The organism is Jeotgalibaca ciconiae (assembly GCF_003955755.1).
GTDB lineage: Bacteria > Bacillota > Bacilli > Lactobacillales > Aerococcaceae > Jeotgalibaca > Jeotgalibaca ciconiae.
This window is the reverse complement of the sequence record NZ_CP034465.1, coordinates 1,657,722-1,673,902: the sequence shown is the minus strand read 5'-3', so window position 1 is coordinate 1,673,902 and position 16,181 is coordinate 1,657,722. Positions and strand designations below refer to the sequence as shown.

Below are 16,181 nucleotides of genomic sequence, written 5' to 3'. Positions count from 1 at the left end.
AGTTTGCTCGCCTTCGCTTTTTCACTTCTAAATTTTTTTCACACTTTTGATTACATCATGCCCATTCCTGGATCCATTGGCGGTTGTGGTGATTCTGGAGCTGGCTTGTCTGCTACTACACTTTCTGTAGAAAGAATTAATCCAGCAACGCTAGCTGCGTTTTGCAATGCAGAACGGACAACTTTAGCTGGGTCAACAATTCCTGCTTCAATCATATTTACCCACTCACCAGTTGCAGCGTTATATCCAATTCCTTGCTCTTCGGTTTTAATTCTTGCAGCGATAACAGAACCTTCCATACCTGCATTTTCTGCAATTTGTCTTACTGGCTCTTCCAATGCACGAGCGACAATACGAGCACCAGTCGCTTCATCACCTTTTAACTCCAATGCATTTACACGTGATTGGACATTAACGAGTGCAATTCCACCACCAGAAACGATTCCTTCTTCAACTGCCGCACGAGTTGCATTCAAAGCATCCTCAATACGTAATTTACGTTCTTTTAATTCCGTTTCTGTTGCAGCACCAACTTTAATCACTCCAACTCCACCAGCTAATTTAGCCAAGCGTTCTTGTAGTTTTTCACGATCAAAGTCAGAGGTTGTTTCTGCTGCTTGTGAACGAATGATTGCAACGCGTTGTTCAATCAGTTCTTTTTCACCCGCACCTTCAACAATTGTCGTGTTGTCTTTTGTAACAACCACTTTGCTCGCATTACCTAAGTGCTCAATTGTTGTATCTTTTAATTCTAGTCCTAAGTCTTCTGCAATAACTGTACCGCCTGTTAATACTGCGATATCTTGCAACATTTCTTTACGACGGTCACCAAAACCTGGTGCTTTAACAGCTGCAACATTAAATGTTCCGCGTAGTTTGTTTAACACCAGCGTTGGCAATGCTTCGCCATCTACGTCATCTGCAATAATCAATAATGGACGGCCTAATTTCAAGATTTCTTCTAATAATGGTAAAATATCTTGAATATTTGAAATCTTACGGTCTGTAATAAGGATAAATGGATTTTCTAAATCTGCTTCCATCTTATCGTTGTCCGTTACCATGTATTGAGATAAGTAACCACGGTCAAACTGCATTCCTTCTACAACATCCAATTCTGTTTCAATACCTTTGGATTCTTCAATGGTAATAACACCATCGTTACCAACTTTTTCCATTGCTTCGGCAATCAATTCACCGACTTCAGCAGAACCAGAAGAAACAGCCGCAACTTGTGCGATGGACTCTTTTGAATTAACTGTTTGAGAAATCTCCGCTAATCCAGCTACAGCTTCTTTTGTAGCCATTTCAATCCCACGGCGCACGCCTACTGGATTTGCTCCAGCTGTAACGTTTTTCAATCCTTCACGCACAATTGCTTGTGTTAATACAGTCGCAGTTGTTGTTCCGTCACCAGCAATATCATTTGTTTTAGAAGCTACCTCAGAAACAAGTTTTGCACCCATGTCTTCGAAATGGTCTTCTAATTCAATTTCTTTTGCAATTGTAACTCCATCGTTTGTAATTAACGGAGAACCGTATGCTTTTTCTAAAACGACATTGCGTCCTTTTGGCCCTAATGTCACTTTAACTGTATTAGCTAACATATCTACTCCACGTAATAAAGCTGCTCTAGCATCTTCGGAAAATTTAATATCTTTTGCCATCGTATTTGTTTCACCTCATAAATTTATTTTAATTACCCAATGATTGCAACGATATCTGTTTCTTTCACAACAAGATAGTCTTTGCCTTCGTACTTAATATCAGTACCGGAATATTTTTCAAAAAGAACGCTGTCCCCTTCTTTGACAACCATGTCGATCTTTGTACCGTTATCTGTCACTCGTCCGTCTCCAATTGCAATCACTGTACCCGTTTGTGACTTTTCTTTGGCAGATGATGGTAACACAAGGCCGCCAACTGTTTGTTCCTCTTCTTTCGCAACTTCAATGATGACGCGATTTCCTAATGGTTTTAACACAAATATCCCTCCAGAATTTTTAGAATGAATTAGCACTCTAACTCGAAGAGTGCTAACCTATGTATCTATCTTAATCAAATCTTCGAGCGATTGCAAGACAAATCCATTAATTTTTTCTAAAAATATGATATACTTTCATTTAGGCTTTTAAGTAATGAAGAAACTTTACTTAAATAAAATTCTATTACTTTTGTTACTTTAACAGAAAGGTTACGATTTATGAAAAAGAAACTTTCCGCAGCCACTCAAATCATCTTTTTGTATGTTGCTGTTCAACTATTACCTGTTCCACTTGTCTTTTTATTCCCGCAAAATAAACAGATAGAGATGAGCATGACACTATCCATACTTTTTGCCTTTATTGGTACTGTCGCAATGATTTTTGTGAATCAGCGTAAAGAATGGACTCCTATTACTGAAATAACAGAGCAAAAATCTGCATCCATTGGGAAAATACTATTGTGGGGTATTGCAGGCTTTATTGGCTCGATTATTATTCAAGTAATTACTGCAATCATTGAGATAAATGTTTTTGGGATTTCGCCAGAATCAGCAAATACAGAAAATTTGCTTGAATTGACAAGCAAATATCCTTATTTAATTTTAATGATTGTTTTATTTGCACCCATTATGGAAGAATTTGTTTTTAGAAAGGCAATTTTTACACAACTGTCCTCTTCTAATGTTGGAATGATGGGCTCAGCAGTAATCAGCTCATTAATTTTTGCCTTTATCCATTTTGATGGACATATGCTGGTATATGGAACGTTAGGACTGTGGTTCTGTTATTTATATTATAAAACAAATAACATTCTAACTCCTATTTTGGCGCACAGTTTAATGAATGCATATGCTAGTTTACCATTGATTTTCCCAGACTTATTTAATATGTAAGGACTGTTCTTTGGCAATAAAATGCAGAAATTTTAAAAGCAGAAAGGAAACATATGACTTTAAAAGACATCTTAATCCAAATTGGTATGAAATTCATTTTCGGGGCACTATTCCTGTACTTCGCTATCGATAGTGTGAATAATGCAGGATGGGGTTTTTTAGCCATTCTTAGTGTTCTCTTTGCTACAAACAATATTGTGCAGGGATTTCGGATGCTTGATACCTACTTTAAAATCAAAAAAAATATTGACGATAAAGATAATAAATGAAAAAACGGTTGAAAATCGTTCCATTCGATTTTCAACCGTTTTTTATTAGGATATATTGTTATCTAAGAAGTAAATCAACGTTTGTAACTCATTTGTTAAATCAACGTTTTGAATACGAACATCTTCTGGCACAGAAAGTCGAATCGGGGTAAAATTCATGATACCTTTTACTCCTGCTTCAACTAAATCATTGGATGCTTCTTGCGCAACATTTTGTGGGACAGTCAAAATTGCAACATCAATTTGTTGAATACGCAGTTGCTCAATCATCTCTGCCATAGAGTACACGGGCACACCACTGACAATTTTTCCTACAATTTCTTCATTTACATCAAAAGCGCAGCTAATACGTACATTATTACTTAAATGAAAATTATAATTCAATAAAGCGTGTCCCAAATTACCTACACCAATCAAGGCTACATTAGTCAAGCGGTCTTGATTCAGCGTTTTACTAAAGAAGTCTAATAAATAGGCAACGTCGTAACCATATCCTCTTTTCCCCAGTGCTCCAAAATAGGAAAAATCTCTGCGGATCGTTGCACTATCCACTTTTACTGCTTCACTTAATTCCGTAGAAGATATTCTTGTTTTTCCTGCATTATGCAAATATCGTAAATAACGGTGATAAATCGGCAACCGGCGGGCAGTTGCTCTAGGTATTTCATTAGTTGTAGACATCCTCTACACTCTCCTTCAAAATATTGTTCTCAAACAAAGCTCTATATACAGATATTCACATATCTTAACTAACTATTTCATAGTGTTATTATAGCATTAGTTTGTGAAAAATCTAGTATTTTATTCTAATTTGTAGTTTTTTGTGAAAAAATTTCTATTTTACTCTTTGTTCTTATCACCTTTCTAAATAAGGTGTAGACGTTTTTCACAATTAAAAGCTTTTGCAAATTCCTTATCTATCAGTTATATATTTTCTATGATAAAATTAGTTTGCATGTTCTTATTTGACATTATCTATTAATATTAAAAAGAGAAAGAGGAGTTATAAATGATATTATTGCAAGGCCAAAATCTCGCTCGCCACTTTGGGTCCGCAATCCTTTTCGAAAATATTCAAATTACCATTCAAGATCAGGAACGAATCGCACTTGTGGGAAGAAATGGAGCCGGAAAATCTACCTTGCTAAAAATATTAGCAGGGATTGAACCGACCGATGATGGAAAGGTAGTAAAACGAAAAGACATCCAGATTGGTTATCTTGACCAATATAGTACAGTCGATTCTGACCAAACCATTTGGGAAGAAATGTTATCGGTATTCGAACCAATTATCAAGCTGACAAAAGAAGCCGAACAAGCTGCAATCGCACTTACGAACGAAGAACTAATCAATGATCCGCCTGCATTTGAACTAGCTTTGAAGAAATACGATTCTCTTCAGCAGGAAATGCAGGATAAAAATGCTTATGGATATGAATCTGAAATCCGTTCTGTTTTGCATGGTTTCCGTTTTTATGAAGAAGACCACGAACGCCCTATTTCCCAGTTGTCTGGCGGACAAAAAACACGACTTGCTCTGGCAAAGGTTCTATTAGAAAAAAATGATCTATTAATCTTAGATGAACCTACAAACCATTTGGATATTGAAACATTAAGTTGGTTAGAAAATTATTTACTAAGTTATCGGGGAACTTTATTGATTGTTTCACACGATCGATATTTTTTAGATAAAGTTGCTAGTAGTGTCTATGAAATCAGCCGTCATCGGATCCATCATTATAAAGGTAATTACTCATTTTATTTACAAGAAAAAGCCGCTCGCCTAGAGCAGGAAATGAAGCAGTTTGACAAACAACAAGAAGAAATCGCTAAATTAGAAGATTATATTGCAAGAAATATTGTTCGTGCCTCTACCACCAAGATGGCGCAGAGTCGTCGAAAGCGTTTGGAGAAAATGTCTCGCTTGGAAAAACCAAAAGGAGATGAGCGGTCTGCTCGCTTTTCTTTTGAGGTTGAAAAAGAAAGCGGCAATGTTGTCTTGATCGTGGAAGATGGGGCAATTGGTTATGAGGGAGAAATTCTTTCTTCACCAATTCAGTTAGATTTGAGAAAACAACAAGCAATCGGGATCGTGGGACCTAATGGAATCGGTAAGTCCACTCTGTTAAAGACATTAAATAAGGAACTTCCGATGATTCATGGAAAAATTCATTACGGATCTAATCTTGATATTGGTTATTATGATCAAGAAATGAAAAACTTAACAACCAATAAAACTGTCTTAGCGGAGATATGGGATCTGCATCCAACAATGAATGAAACCGATATTCGGAGTATCCTCGGCAGTTTCCTCTTTACAGGAGAAGATGTGGAGAAAACCATTCATTCTCTGAGCGGTGGCGAAAGAGCTCGCTTATCTTTATGTAAACTCGCATTGGAAAAAAATAACGTACTCATGCTTGATGAGCCTACAAACCACTTGGATATTGACAGTAAAGAAGTCTTAGAAAATGCTTTGATCGAATATGACGGTACGCTCCTATTTGTCTCGCATGACCGCTACTTTATTAATCGCATTGCTACCAGTATTTTGGAACTTTCAGAAAATGGCAGCCAACTTTACTTAGGCGATTATGATTATTATTTAGAGAAAAAAGAAGAAGAAGAGCAATTAGCTTTACTCACTGCCGAAGAACAGATTGAGAAAGACCAAGATTCTTCTGAAACCAACGCAGCGAAAAGCAAAAATGATTATCAAGCAAATAAAGAACGTGCAAAAAACGAACGTAAATTAATGCGGATGATCGAATCGATTGAAGAGGAATTAGAAATAATTGAAGCAGACATCGAAAATATAGAAAAAAAATTAACTTTACCAGAAGTTTTTGGAGACCATGAAAAAGTACAAGAATTTCATGATCAACTTGTACACCTGCAAGACAAGCAAAACACTTTCTTGAATCAGTGGGAAGAAATGAACTTGGAGCTCGAAGATTTAGAGTAGTGTAATGTACACCAGAAGAAGCCCCTGCTTGATAAATGACTTTTATCAAGCAGGAGCTTCTTTTATTTTTTAGTGTCGTTTGAATTGTACAAGCCCCATCTTATAACAATAATCCAGGTCTTGCATTCAAGCTAAGTTGTGCAAAATCTTGATTTTGATATTGAGAGTAAGCTGCAGCCCCGATCATGGCTGCATTGTCTCCGCAAAGAGATAGCGGTGGAATAATCAACTCTACTTCGTCCAGCTCTTTCGCTACTGCATTTCTCAGCGCTTCTCGTAATCCTTTATTTGCAGCTACACCACCAGCTAATAACAACTGCTTAATTGGTTTTTCTTTTGCGGCTCGTATTGTTTTCGCCACAAGCACCTCAACCACTGCTGCTTGAAAACTTGCTGCGATGTCATAGGGGTCAATGTCATCCCCTTTTTGCCGGGCATTGTGAATCGTATTAATTACAGCACTTTTCAATCCACTGAAACTAAAATCATAATTATCTTCTTGCAACATAGCTCGAGGAAAGTTTAACGTTTCTTTTCCCTCATGCGCCATTTCATCCAACACTTTTCCGCCTGGATATGGAAGACCTAGAACTCGTCCAATCTTATCGTAAGCTTCGCCTGCTGCATCATCACGCGTCTCACCAATCGTTTCGAAAACCCCATCTTCGGGCATATAAACTAGCTCTGTGTGTCCCCCGCTGACAACCAGCGCTAGCAAAGGGAATTGGAGCGGTTGTACAAGTTGATTTGCATAGATATGCCCGGCAATATGGTTCGTAGCAATTAAAGGTTTGCTGTTTGCAAATGCCAGTGCCTTTGCAGCACTGACTCCTATCAATAAGGAACCTACTAAACCAGGACCTTCTGTAACTGCAACCGCATCAATATCCTCCATGGTAACTCTTGCCTTTTCCAAAGAAGCTTCAACAATTTGTGTAATTTGTTCTACATGATGGCGACTGGCAACTTCCGGTACGACTCCCCCAAAACGCATATGACTTTTTATTTGTGAAGCAACAATATTTGATAGAATTGTATCGCCGTTTTTTATGACAGCTGCACTTGTCTCATCACAGCTGCTTTCAATAGCTAATATCAATCCAGTTTTTTCTTTTTCATTCATTTTTTGGTCTTCACCTCTACTGACTTTTTTCTAATTGAAGAATATAGGCATCCTCTTTTGGTTTTTGATAGTAATCTTTCCGAAGCGCAATTTGTTTAAAACCTGCTCTTTTATATAATGAAATAGCTGCAAGGTTTGAAACGCGCACTTCCAGATAAAAGTTACACACACTTTTTTGTTCACAAATCGCTACGAGCTGTTCTAACAAAGCTGTACCGATTCCTCTTTTTTTATAATTCGGCAATACAGCAAAATTGTTAATCGACATCTCGTCTAGAACGATTTGGCAGCCTATATAGCCTACTAACTGTTCGTCAATTTGATATCCCAAATATAAATTGTTTTTCTCAGAAAGTTCCATTTGAAAGGAGGATACTTTCCAAGTTGTCTGTCCTTGATTTGCTTCAAAGGTTATTCTATATAAGACTTCCGCTGTTCTGGGATCTTTTCCATCCAAAAGGACTATCTTTTCCCCATCGTTCATTTTGATACCATCCTTATTTCCCCAAATGCTTCTCGTCACTTTTTTCCAGAGTCAAAGACATATCAACTGCATCTTCTCCATCTCCGTGATAATAATTCTTTTTTATACGTAAAGCAACAAAACCAAGCTTTTTATAGAGATTCTGGGCTTTTTTATTTGAAATACGAACTTCTAAACTCAATGTGGATACTTGTTCCTCTTTTGCAACTTCGCTTAATAAATCAAATAATTTCTGTCCAATTCCTTGTTGTTGCCATTCAGGAACAACTGCAATATTTGTCACATGAATATCGGAATTTTCCAAACGAACGCCTATAAAAGCAATTGGTTCTAAATTGTGGTAGACAACTAAATAGAGTGACTTTGTATTTCGAACAATATCACTTTCCAATGCCGTATATCCCCAAGGCGTTTGACCATTATAGCCAAGCTTTTCAATATACAAAACATCTGCAATATGACGCCTCTCGCCAATTTCTAGATGTACTTTTGTACCATCATTTACTATAAACGTCTCTGGCAGATAATCAACCCGGCTAGAAAGATATAGGCTTTTTTGTGGATGTACGATTTCATTTTGAATGGTTTCAACGAAACTTTGGAATTGATTAATCAATTCTTTCAACGTACTCACCCTTTCGTGGTTCTTGATGAGTTTTTTGCCAGTTTTCTTCAGCTTCTGGTTTCTTTAAATATTCTGGGATAAAAGTATGAACGTCTTCTTCCAGCTCATCTTTTGCTAAACTGGCTAATATTCCTGCTCTTGGTAACCATTCGTTCTTATGAGCAAACCGTGCTCGATTACCAAAACGTTCCCTTATTTGTTCTTCGTATTTTGGGATGTCCTGACCAATAAATAAAATTGAATGTGTTTCTTGATCAATCCGGTCAAACCATTCTGTACTTGCTACATGTGTTTCTGCTAACACTTCTTCCAGTATGCCATTTATTACTTTGTAACCTGCTGTATATAGATTACCTCGTCGTGCATCCATTAAGGGGATAATCAATCCCTCAAAAAACATGCTATTTGCTGCGAGAACTTTCAGACTCGAAACAGCTACGAGTGGTTTATTGAGAGTCCACGCTAACGTTTTCGCAATTGTTGCACCAATCCGAACTCCTGTGTAAGAACCTGGTCCTTTTGAGACTGCTACTTTGTCTAAATCTTTTGGTTCCCAATCAGAGCTTTTTAAAACATACTCAATAGCAGGCATTAATTGGGTACTATGTTGAAGATTACCGTTTCTAGTATATTCAGCTACAACTAATCCATCTTCCATAGTTGCAACGCTCATTGTTTGATTTGATGATTCAATAGCTAGTATTTTCAAAAAAACTCTTCCTTCCAAGCCGCTTGTACCACCTTTCAAACAAGTAGTTTTGTACGGCTTCACACATTTTCTTACTCATTATTATAACGTAATTAATTATAAAAATCTTCTTATCGAATTGATTTCATGGTTTTGTTGAATAAGGGTTTAGAAGCATAAAGTTTCTTAAATTTTTTTTAATAAAGGCTCTATCATATTCATTGCTTTCAATTCGCTTATAAATGTTTAAAACATCTACATTAATATAATTATTCTCAATCATAACGTGAGAGTGTAAAATATTTTGTGTAAATAGAAAAAAGGAAGTCCCTTCTGTAGAATAGAGTTACCACAACACATTCACAGAAGAGAGGACTTCCCTATGAACGATTTTACTACAGAAATTCTAAAGACTCTAGCAAACAAAGGCGATTTGAATGAATTATTCCGTGTCCATTTGGAGAAAGCAGTCAATACGCTTCTCAAAACGGAGTTAACAGCTTTCCTCGATTACGAAAAGTATGATCGCATTGGTTTTAACACGAGGAATTCTCGTAACGGCTCCTATGACCGTACGGTCAAGACCGAGTACGGGGAACTTCATCTCCAGATTCCGCGCGACCGCAACGGCGAGTTCAAGCAACAGACTGTTCCTGCTTATAGACGGACGAATGATACCTTAGAGGAGACCGTCATTCACCTCTTCCGAAAAGGTATTACCATGTCGGAAATCGCAGACTTGATTGAGAAAATGTATGGGCATCACTACACGCCCCAAACCATGTCCAATATGACTAAATCATTTACGGAAGAAGTCACTTCATTTAAGGAACGTGAGCTTCATGACCGTTATTCCGCTATTTATATGGACGCAACCTATATCCCTTTAAAGCGGAAAACCGTTGCCAAGGAAGCCATTCATATCGCAGTAGGCATTCGCCCGGACGGTTCAAAGGAAGTGTTGAGCTATGCGATTGCACCAACTGAATCTATCACGATTTGGGAAGAGATTTTAATAGACCTCCAGGAACGTGGCGTGAAAAACGTCCTCCTTTTCATCACGGATGGCTTAAAGGGGATGGCAGGGGCCGTGCAGCGGTTCTACCCCAAAGCCCGTTTTCAACATTGCTGTGTGCACGTTTCCCGTAATATCAGTCACAAAGTGCGTGTCGATGATCGTAAGGAAGTCTGTGATGATTTTAAAATGGTGTATCAAGCGTCATCTAAAAAGGCGGCATTGGAAGCACGTGGTGCTTTTGCGGAAAAATGGAAAACCAGCTATCCAAAAATGGTGGAATCGATCCTTTCGAACGATTACCTGCTCACTTTCTATGATTTCCCATTAGCCATACGCAAGACTATTTACTCTACGAACTTGATTGAATCCTTTAATAAGCAAATCAAGAAATACAGCCACCGCAAGGAACAGTTCCAAAATGAAGAGTCGATGGAACGTTTCTTAGTCTCGTCTTTTGATACTTACAACCAAAAATTCCTAGGTCGCAGTCATAAAGGTTTCCAACAGGCCGAAGGCGAGCTCGAACAAATGCTGAGTCAACCGATGGAGAATTAGAAACAATCTACAGTAGGGAAGAACCATTTACACAAAATTATTGACGCTCCCCTAGTAATACTTGGTAAAATTCTTCTATGATATATGTATTAAAAACAATCGTTTAAGACACAGATTAAAAGAGGCACTTTTTCAAAAGAAAAGTGTCTCTTTTTAGTTTTAAAGGATATCTCATTATCTATGTATCTTTACCCACCGTTTATGATAAAAAGGAGAAGAAAAATACAACGTTGAGCGATTATGTCTTTGGCTATGTCTGATGAGCATAATTTCGCAATAATCGCCATTTATATGAAAAGTGTAACCCGATAGAAAGCAGGGTTTAATACTGCAATAGATTTATTTGACTAATCAATGACATTACTGACTAACGGTTGACTTTTTTATTACCCAATCCTATAATTCTAATAGGGTATAGGGGCATACCCTATTAGAACTATAGGAGGCATTTTATGACACATCATCCAGATCACAGCAAAGTGAGTATAATTAAACGCCTGAATCGTATTGAAGGTCAAATTGGCGGGATAAAAAACATGATTATTGACGAGCGGCCTTATGACGAGGTGATTGTTCAGTTGAACTCTTCACGATCTGCATTACAAAAGATTAGTCAGATTTTATTGGAAGCTCATGCCGACCATACCTTTAGGGACGCTATTGCGAGCGGTCAAACTGAAAAAGAACTAGAGAGTTTACGTCGTGCTATTAAACAATACAGTAAGATGATTTAGGAAGGTTAATCATTCATGAAAAAATTAAAAGAAAATAAAGTCCTTTCTTTAGCAATTCCAGCCACGATTGAAAACATTTTACAGACACTCGTTGGTTTTATCGACACTCTGATGATTTCTAGAATTGGATTACTGGCCGTAACCGCTGTTGGAGTTGCCAACACTATACTAAATGTCTATTTAGCTGTTTTTATTGCCTTAGGGGTGGGTTCATCTGCTTTAATTGCTCAATATCTAGGAGCAAATAAAGAAAAAGAATCCCAAAAAGTCACCAACCAATCGGTTGTTTTAGCGACTGGTGTAGGCCTTGTTTTCTCTCTTGGCTCTCTTTTTCTTGGAGAACCTTTGTTAGCGACTATGGGTGCTTCAGCTGAAGTTTTAACGTATTCAAAACAATTCTTTTATATTGTCGGCGGAAGTTCAGTCTTTATCTCCCTCATGACTGTATTAGGTAGCATCTTGAGAGCAACTGGAGATACAAAAACACCCATGAAGGTAACAGCTGTCGTAAATATAGGAAATATAATATTAGACTATATTCTCATTTTCGGTTTAGGTCCTATTCCAGCATTAGGTGTGGTTGGAACAGCAATTGGTACTGCGATTTCACGATTAATGGGTACAATTTTGTTGTTAAATAGGGTTCAAAAATCTAGCAGTCCTATAGATTTCTTAACTATATTTAAAAAATCGAATTATCAGTCATTAATTAACCTTACTATTCCAGCTACTCTAGAACGCCTAGTTATGCGCTTAGGTCAAGTTCTTTATTTTGGTTTAATTATAAGTATTGGCGCAAAAACTTTTGCTGCTCATTCGATAGCTGGAAATATTGAGAGCTTCACTTATATGCCTGCATATGGGTTAGCTACAGCAGCAGCTACTTTGGTTGGAAATAGCATTGGGGCAAAGGACTTACCGAAAGCTAACCATTACGCTTATTCATCTGCTAAATACGGAGTGATATTTATGTCCTTTTTAGGCGTCATTTTATTTTTCGGTTCACCATTATTCGCCACACTATTTACCGATGATACAGAAGCAATTAATCAGATAGTAACAGCTCTTAGAATCGATTCATTCGCACAGCCTGTTTTAGCTATCAGTTTGATTACCACTGGTTCATTGCAAGGTATGGGGGATACCAAATCACCTTTGTACAGCACGGCATTTGGCATGTGGGTTATTCGAGTGGTTGGAGTCATTGTATTATCAAAAATATTTAATCTAGGTATAGCCGGTGTGTGGTTGTCAATCGCTATAGACTTATCTTTACGTTCTCTATTTTTAGTCTATAGATTCAAAAATAATATTAAGACCTTAGATAATAAATATCAAAATTTATAAACCAAATTAATACATGAAATTGAATAGAATCATGTATTGCAAAATAAGAGATTAATTTGACAAACCGTCATAAAAATAAAAACCAGTCAAAACTAATAATAATATAGGTATTCCATAAGCTAAAACTCCTATTAATCGATCTACTAAAAATAAATAAAAAAATTCTTTTCAATTTTTATTTATGGTATGACATAAATAAAGTAAAGTTATTCGTCTAGGTTAATCTTATTAATACTCTTTCTCACTAGTGTTGCATGCAACACTAGTGAGAAAGAGTATTAAATATACTGCAAGGCAAGACATTTGGTAATTGAAGAATAACAAGCAAAAAAATAGCAGTCAGGTCTCTTGACAAAGTATAGTTGCTATTCTTTTTTTAGGCCCTACTTTAATGAAATTTTTGTTTGGAGGGAACGACTTCATTCCTTTGATTATTTCAGTTGAATTTAATAGAGAAGCCTGGCGTCTATTAAGAAATACTTTTCTTGATGAGCGTCAATTTTTTTAACGGAAATCTATCCTATACTAAATTCAGTAAAGGAAAAGGAGGAATCAAAGGAAGCTATTTTAAACAAACCAAAATTATAGGAGGAATAGATCATGACTGAAAATAAAGCTTCTCAAGAAAGAACACCCCAAGAAAGATTTCAAGAAGAACAAGAACACAAGGAACATGTCCATCATACAAAAATTAATGCAGCGGCCATTTCGGATCATCTTTTAGGGAACATGCATACTTTACATGTGAAATTGCACCAATATCACTGGTATGTAAATGGCGCTAATTTCTTCACCCTGCATGAAAAATTTGAAGAATTGTATAATCAAAACGAAGAATGGTTCGACAAACTAGCAGAACGCTTGATTATTTCCGGTCATAAACCGGCTTCAACCACCGCTGAATTTGAAAAATATTCCATGCTTTCAGAAGATGCCATCAATAAATACGCTAAAGCAGAAGACATGGTTGAAAATATTATCGAAGATTTCAGAAGTACCCGTGAATTAACGATTCGTGCTATTCGTTTAGTACAAGATGAGGGTGACGATGCTTTAGAAGATACACTGATTGCTTTTAAAAATGACTTAGATAAAAACATTTGGATGCTGCAAGCGTTCATTGGCAAAGAGGCATTGGAAGACGACGATGCGTTTGATGAGGATGAAGATTAGGTTTTTCGTAAACATACATTTAAAAATTAAAGATTTTGGGGTTGGGACTCTTTCCAGCTCCTATTTTTTTGCCGTTAAAAAGACTTTTCTTGATGAGCGTCAATTTTTTTGAGGTAGGGGGCCTTTATACTAAATATAGGAAAGTTAAAAAAAGGACAATAAACTGATAAAGGGGAAGAACGAATTGACTCAATACACCCAACCACCTGCAGCAGGAAACCACTCAGCTTGTATCCGCTTAGTCCCGATATTCAATCATTTGGAGGAAAGCTCGATGGATCGCATCGCTGGAAAAGCTCACACGAATCACTATCAAAAAGGGGAGTTTCTGTTTCGCTCGCAAGAAAAAGATGATGCCTTGTATATTGTGAATCGCGGAAAAGTCCGCATCTATCGCTTGTCTGATTCTGGCAAAGAGCAACTAGTTCGTATTTTGAATCCGGGTGACTTTACGGGAGAATGGACGTTGTTCAATCCTGATGCTGTGCACGAGGAATACGCAGAAGCTACTCGAGATACGTCTGTCTGCATGATTCAACAACATGATGTACAAGAGTTTCTAAAAGAGTATCCTGCAATTTCGTTAAAGCTGCTAGGAGAGATATCGCAGCGGTTAGAAAGCTCCGAACGTCAAACCGCACAAGTAGCCGTGGAGAGTGTCATTACCCGTTTAGTTTTGTTTTTGGCAGAAAATGTGGAACCTGAAATGGGCAACTCTCCCACCATCACCCTGCCGATGGCAAAAAAGGACATTGCTTCCTATTTAGGAACGACACCTGAGACCATCAGTCGCAAATTTGGAGAATTGGAGGACGAGGGATTGATTCAACAGCTGTCTGGGAAAAGGATCAAGATTCAGGATTTAGATGATTTATTGCTTTACAGCGAATAATCGGACACACTTTTTTCTACACGTTGGTGTTCTGTCGCTCTTCATTAACAACGGGACAGAACTCAGTGCTTTTGCTTCCATCTGTCCGTTTTTGGTTTTTTTAAGACAGAACGACCTTCATTCATTGGAAAAATAAAAGCACAAACATGATAACCCTCAATTTTTTTGTTTTATTTTTCTTTAAGATAGGGTTGTCGAACAAAACGTAAAAATAAGTAGGGGTGAATGTGCATTATTTTTGGGTGATAGTTGCCATCACGTTGTCAGCAGCGAGTGCATTCTTTGTCGTCCCTTTCACCAAGAACACGATTGGCGGCGAAGCAAAAACGTCTAACGTTGTTGAGGCAGATAGGTTAGCTATGGAAAAAGAAGAGGAAGTTGTAAAAGGAGCCGGCGTAATCGGACACGGAAAAGTGGCGTATTACGAAGCGAGTGACCAGGGAGATAAAAGTGTATTCACTGTTTGGTTTCCATGGAGCTTAGCCGGAATCTTGTTCAGCATCACCATGACTAGAATGACGCGAAAAATTGAAGAAATGGAGCAAATAGAATGGAATTCGTATTAGGCGTTTTGAATCCCCATGCGGTGGAGATTGGTTCTGTTGTGATTCATTGGTATGGAGTCATTATTGCAGCGGGCATATTAGCGGCTCTCCAGTTGAGCACCAAGGAAGCAAAGAAAAAAGGACTGGAAGAGGATACCATTATCGATATGGCCTTATGGGCAATTCCGATTGGACTCCTCGGCGCTCGGCTTTATTATGTGTTATTTGAACTTGGTTATTATCTGCAAAATCCAGGACAAATCCTTGCGATTTGGAATGGCGGCATTGCGATTTATGGGGGATTGATTGCAGGAGGGGGTACGCTATATTGGTATGCAAAGAAAAAAGGTACTTCTTTGGCACTCGTTCTTGATATTTTAGCGCCCAATGTATTGTTAGCCCAGTCCATTGGTCGTTGGGGCAATTTTATGAATCAGGAAGCTCATGGTGGACCGGTTACTCGTCAATTCTTGGAAAATCTTTATTTACCTGAATTTATCATTGAACAAATGAATATCAATGGTACCTACTACCATCCGACTTTTTTATACGAGTCATTGTGGAGTTTGTTGGGCTTTGTCCTCATCGTCACTATACGGAACCGAAAACAGCTTTTGCGTCAAGGAGAAGTCGCTTTGAGTTACGTTTTGTGGTACTCAGTGGGTCGGTTCTTCATTGAAGGTATGCGAACGGACAGTTTATGGATTGGCGAGTGGATCCGCGTTTCGCAAGCCTTGTCTCTGGCCCTGTTTATTGGCGCGATTGTAGTATGGTTTATACGCAGACAAGACTATCCACCAATTTCTTATTATTCTGATGGCAATAAGGGGCAGAAAAAGACTATTAAGATGGTGAATTGAGCAAAAAGATAAAAAGAAGTGCAAA

General features: G+C 37.7%; 17 protein-coding genes and 1 pseudogene. 11 read left to right on the top strand and 7 right to left on the bottom strand.

The genetic code is table 11. The annotated features are described in order from the left end of the window. Positions 1-50 precede the first annotated feature (50 nt). Positions 51-1,667, bottom strand: coding sequence for a chaperonin GroEL (gene groL, locus EJN90_RS07935; protein WP_126110103.1), 1,617 nt, complete (start codon positions 1,665-1,667; stop codon positions 51-53). A 32-nt stretch (positions 1,668-1,699) separates the two neighbouring features. After that, positions 1,700-1,984, bottom strand: coding sequence for a co-chaperone GroES (groES, locus tag EJN90_RS07930; protein WP_126110101.1), 285 nt, complete (start codon positions 1,982-1,984; stop codon positions 1,700-1,702). 219 nt (positions 1,985-2,203) lie between these two features. On the opposite strand from groES, the gene EJN90_RS07925 reads away from it, so the two are divergent. Both EJN90_RS07925 and EJN90_RS07920 read left to right on the top strand, forming a co-directional pair. Beyond that, positions 2,204-2,878 (top strand): CPBP family intramembrane glutamic endopeptidase, encoded by a 675-nt coding sequence (locus EJN90_RS07925; RefSeq protein WP_126110099.1) that lies wholly within the window; start codon positions 2,204-2,206, stop codon positions 2,876-2,878. Between the two features lie 53 nt (positions 2,879-2,931). After that, entirely contained in the window at positions 2,932-3,147 is a 216-nt protein-coding gene (locus tag EJN90_RS07920; protein WP_126110097.1) for a YdiK family protein, read from the top strand. A gap of 45 nt (positions 3,148-3,192) precedes the next feature. Here the strand turns inward: EJN90_RS07920 and EJN90_RS07915 are convergent, their stop codons facing one another. Then, entirely contained in the window at positions 3,193-3,828 is a 636-nt protein-coding gene (locus EJN90_RS07915; protein ID WP_126110095.1) for a redox-sensing transcriptional repressor Rex, read from the bottom strand. Between the two features lie 402 nt (positions 3,829-4,230). Between EJN90_RS07915 and EJN90_RS14170 the strand changes: the two are divergent. Beyond that, positions 4,231-4,825, top strand: a pseudogene (locus EJN90_RS14170) (ATP-binding cassette domain-containing protein); the annotation flags it as partial. Then, positions 4,805-6,112 carry an ABC-F family ATP-binding cassette domain-containing protein gene (locus EJN90_RS07910; protein WP_407657535.1) on the top strand — a complete coding sequence of 436 codons (1,308 nt, stop codon included), beginning with the start codon at positions 4,805-4,807 and terminating at the stop codon, positions 6,110-6,112. The pseudogene EJN90_RS14170 and the gene EJN90_RS07910, both read left to right, overlap by 21 nt. Positions 6,113-6,212: 100 nt before the next feature. Here EJN90_RS07910 and tsaD read toward each other — a convergent pair whose 3' ends face one another. Genes tsaD through tsaB form a run of 4 tightly spaced genes read right to left on the bottom strand, consistent with a single transcriptional unit; the run spans position 6,213 to position 9,053 of the window. After that, positions 6,213-7,235 carry a tRNA (adenosine(37)-N6)-threonylcarbamoyltransferase complex transferase subunit TsaD gene (gene tsaD / locus EJN90_RS07905; protein WP_126110091.1) on the bottom strand — a complete coding sequence of 341 codons (1,023 nt, stop codon included), beginning with the start codon at positions 7,233-7,235 and terminating at the stop codon, positions 6,213-6,215. 16 nt (positions 7,236-7,251) lie between these two features. Further along, on the bottom strand, positions 7,252-7,719 hold the full coding sequence (gene rimI / locus EJN90_RS07900) for a ribosomal protein S18-alanine N-acetyltransferase (RefSeq protein WP_126110090.1): 468 nt from the start codon (positions 7,717-7,719) through the stop codon (positions 7,252-7,254). Positions 7,720-7,732: 13 nt separating this feature from the next. Continuing rightward, positions 7,733-8,344 carry a ribosomal protein S18-alanine N-acetyltransferase gene (gene rimI, locus EJN90_RS07895; protein WP_164544040.1) on the bottom strand — a complete coding sequence of 204 codons (612 nt, stop codon included), beginning with the start codon at positions 8,342-8,344 and terminating at the stop codon, positions 7,733-7,735. Then, positions 8,328-9,053, bottom strand: a complete 726-nt coding sequence (tsaB, locus tag EJN90_RS07890; RefSeq protein WP_126110086.1) for a tRNA (adenosine(37)-N6)-threonylcarbamoyltransferase complex dimerization subunit type 1 TsaB — start codon at positions 9,051-9,053, stop codon at positions 8,328-8,330. The genes rimI (EJN90_RS07895) and tsaB overlap by 17 nt, the downstream gene beginning before the upstream one ends. Positions 9,054-9,414: 361 nt before the next feature. Here tsaB and EJN90_RS07885 point away from each other — a divergent pair, with 361 nt between their 5' ends. The 7 genes from EJN90_RS07885 to lgt all read left to right on the top strand — a co-directional run bounded on the left by EJN90_RS07885 (position 9,415) and on the right by lgt (position 16,156). Further along, positions 9,415-10,605: an IS256 family transposase gene (locus tag EJN90_RS07885; protein WP_126110084.1), complete on the top strand. Its 1,191-nt coding sequence runs from the start codon at positions 9,415-9,417 to the stop codon at positions 10,603-10,605. Between the two features lie 452 nt (positions 10,606-11,057). After that, positions 11,058-11,339, top strand: a complete 282-nt coding sequence (locus tag EJN90_RS07880) for a metal-sensitive transcriptional regulator (RefSeq protein WP_126110082.1) — start codon at positions 11,058-11,060, stop codon at positions 11,337-11,339. Between the two features lie 15 nt (positions 11,340-11,354). After that, positions 11,355-12,686 carry an MATE family efflux transporter gene (locus EJN90_RS07875; RefSeq protein ID WP_076768360.1) on the top strand — a complete coding sequence of 444 codons (1,332 nt, stop codon included), beginning with the start codon at positions 11,355-11,357 and terminating at the stop codon, positions 12,684-12,686. 600 nt (positions 12,687-13,286) lie between these two features. Further along, positions 13,287-13,859, top strand: coding sequence for a Dps family protein (locus tag EJN90_RS07870; RefSeq protein WP_034537929.1), 573 nt, complete (start codon positions 13,287-13,289; stop codon positions 13,857-13,859). 184 nt (positions 13,860-14,043) lie between these two features. After that, entirely contained in the window at positions 14,044-14,751 is a 708-nt protein-coding gene (locus EJN90_RS07865) for a Crp/Fnr family transcriptional regulator (RefSeq protein ID WP_126110080.1), read from the top strand. 227 nt (positions 14,752-14,978) lie between these two features. Beyond that, positions 14,979-15,317 (top strand): hypothetical protein, encoded by a 339-nt coding sequence (locus EJN90_RS07860; protein WP_126110078.1) that lies wholly within the window; start codon positions 14,979-14,981, stop codon positions 15,315-15,317. Next, on the top strand, positions 15,302-16,156 hold the full coding sequence (gene lgt / locus EJN90_RS07855) for a prolipoprotein diacylglyceryl transferase (protein WP_003109035.1): 855 nt from the start codon (positions 15,302-15,304) through the stop codon (positions 16,154-16,156). The genes EJN90_RS07860 and lgt overlap by 16 nt, the downstream gene beginning before the upstream one ends. Positions 16,157-16,181 lie beyond the last annotated feature (25 nt).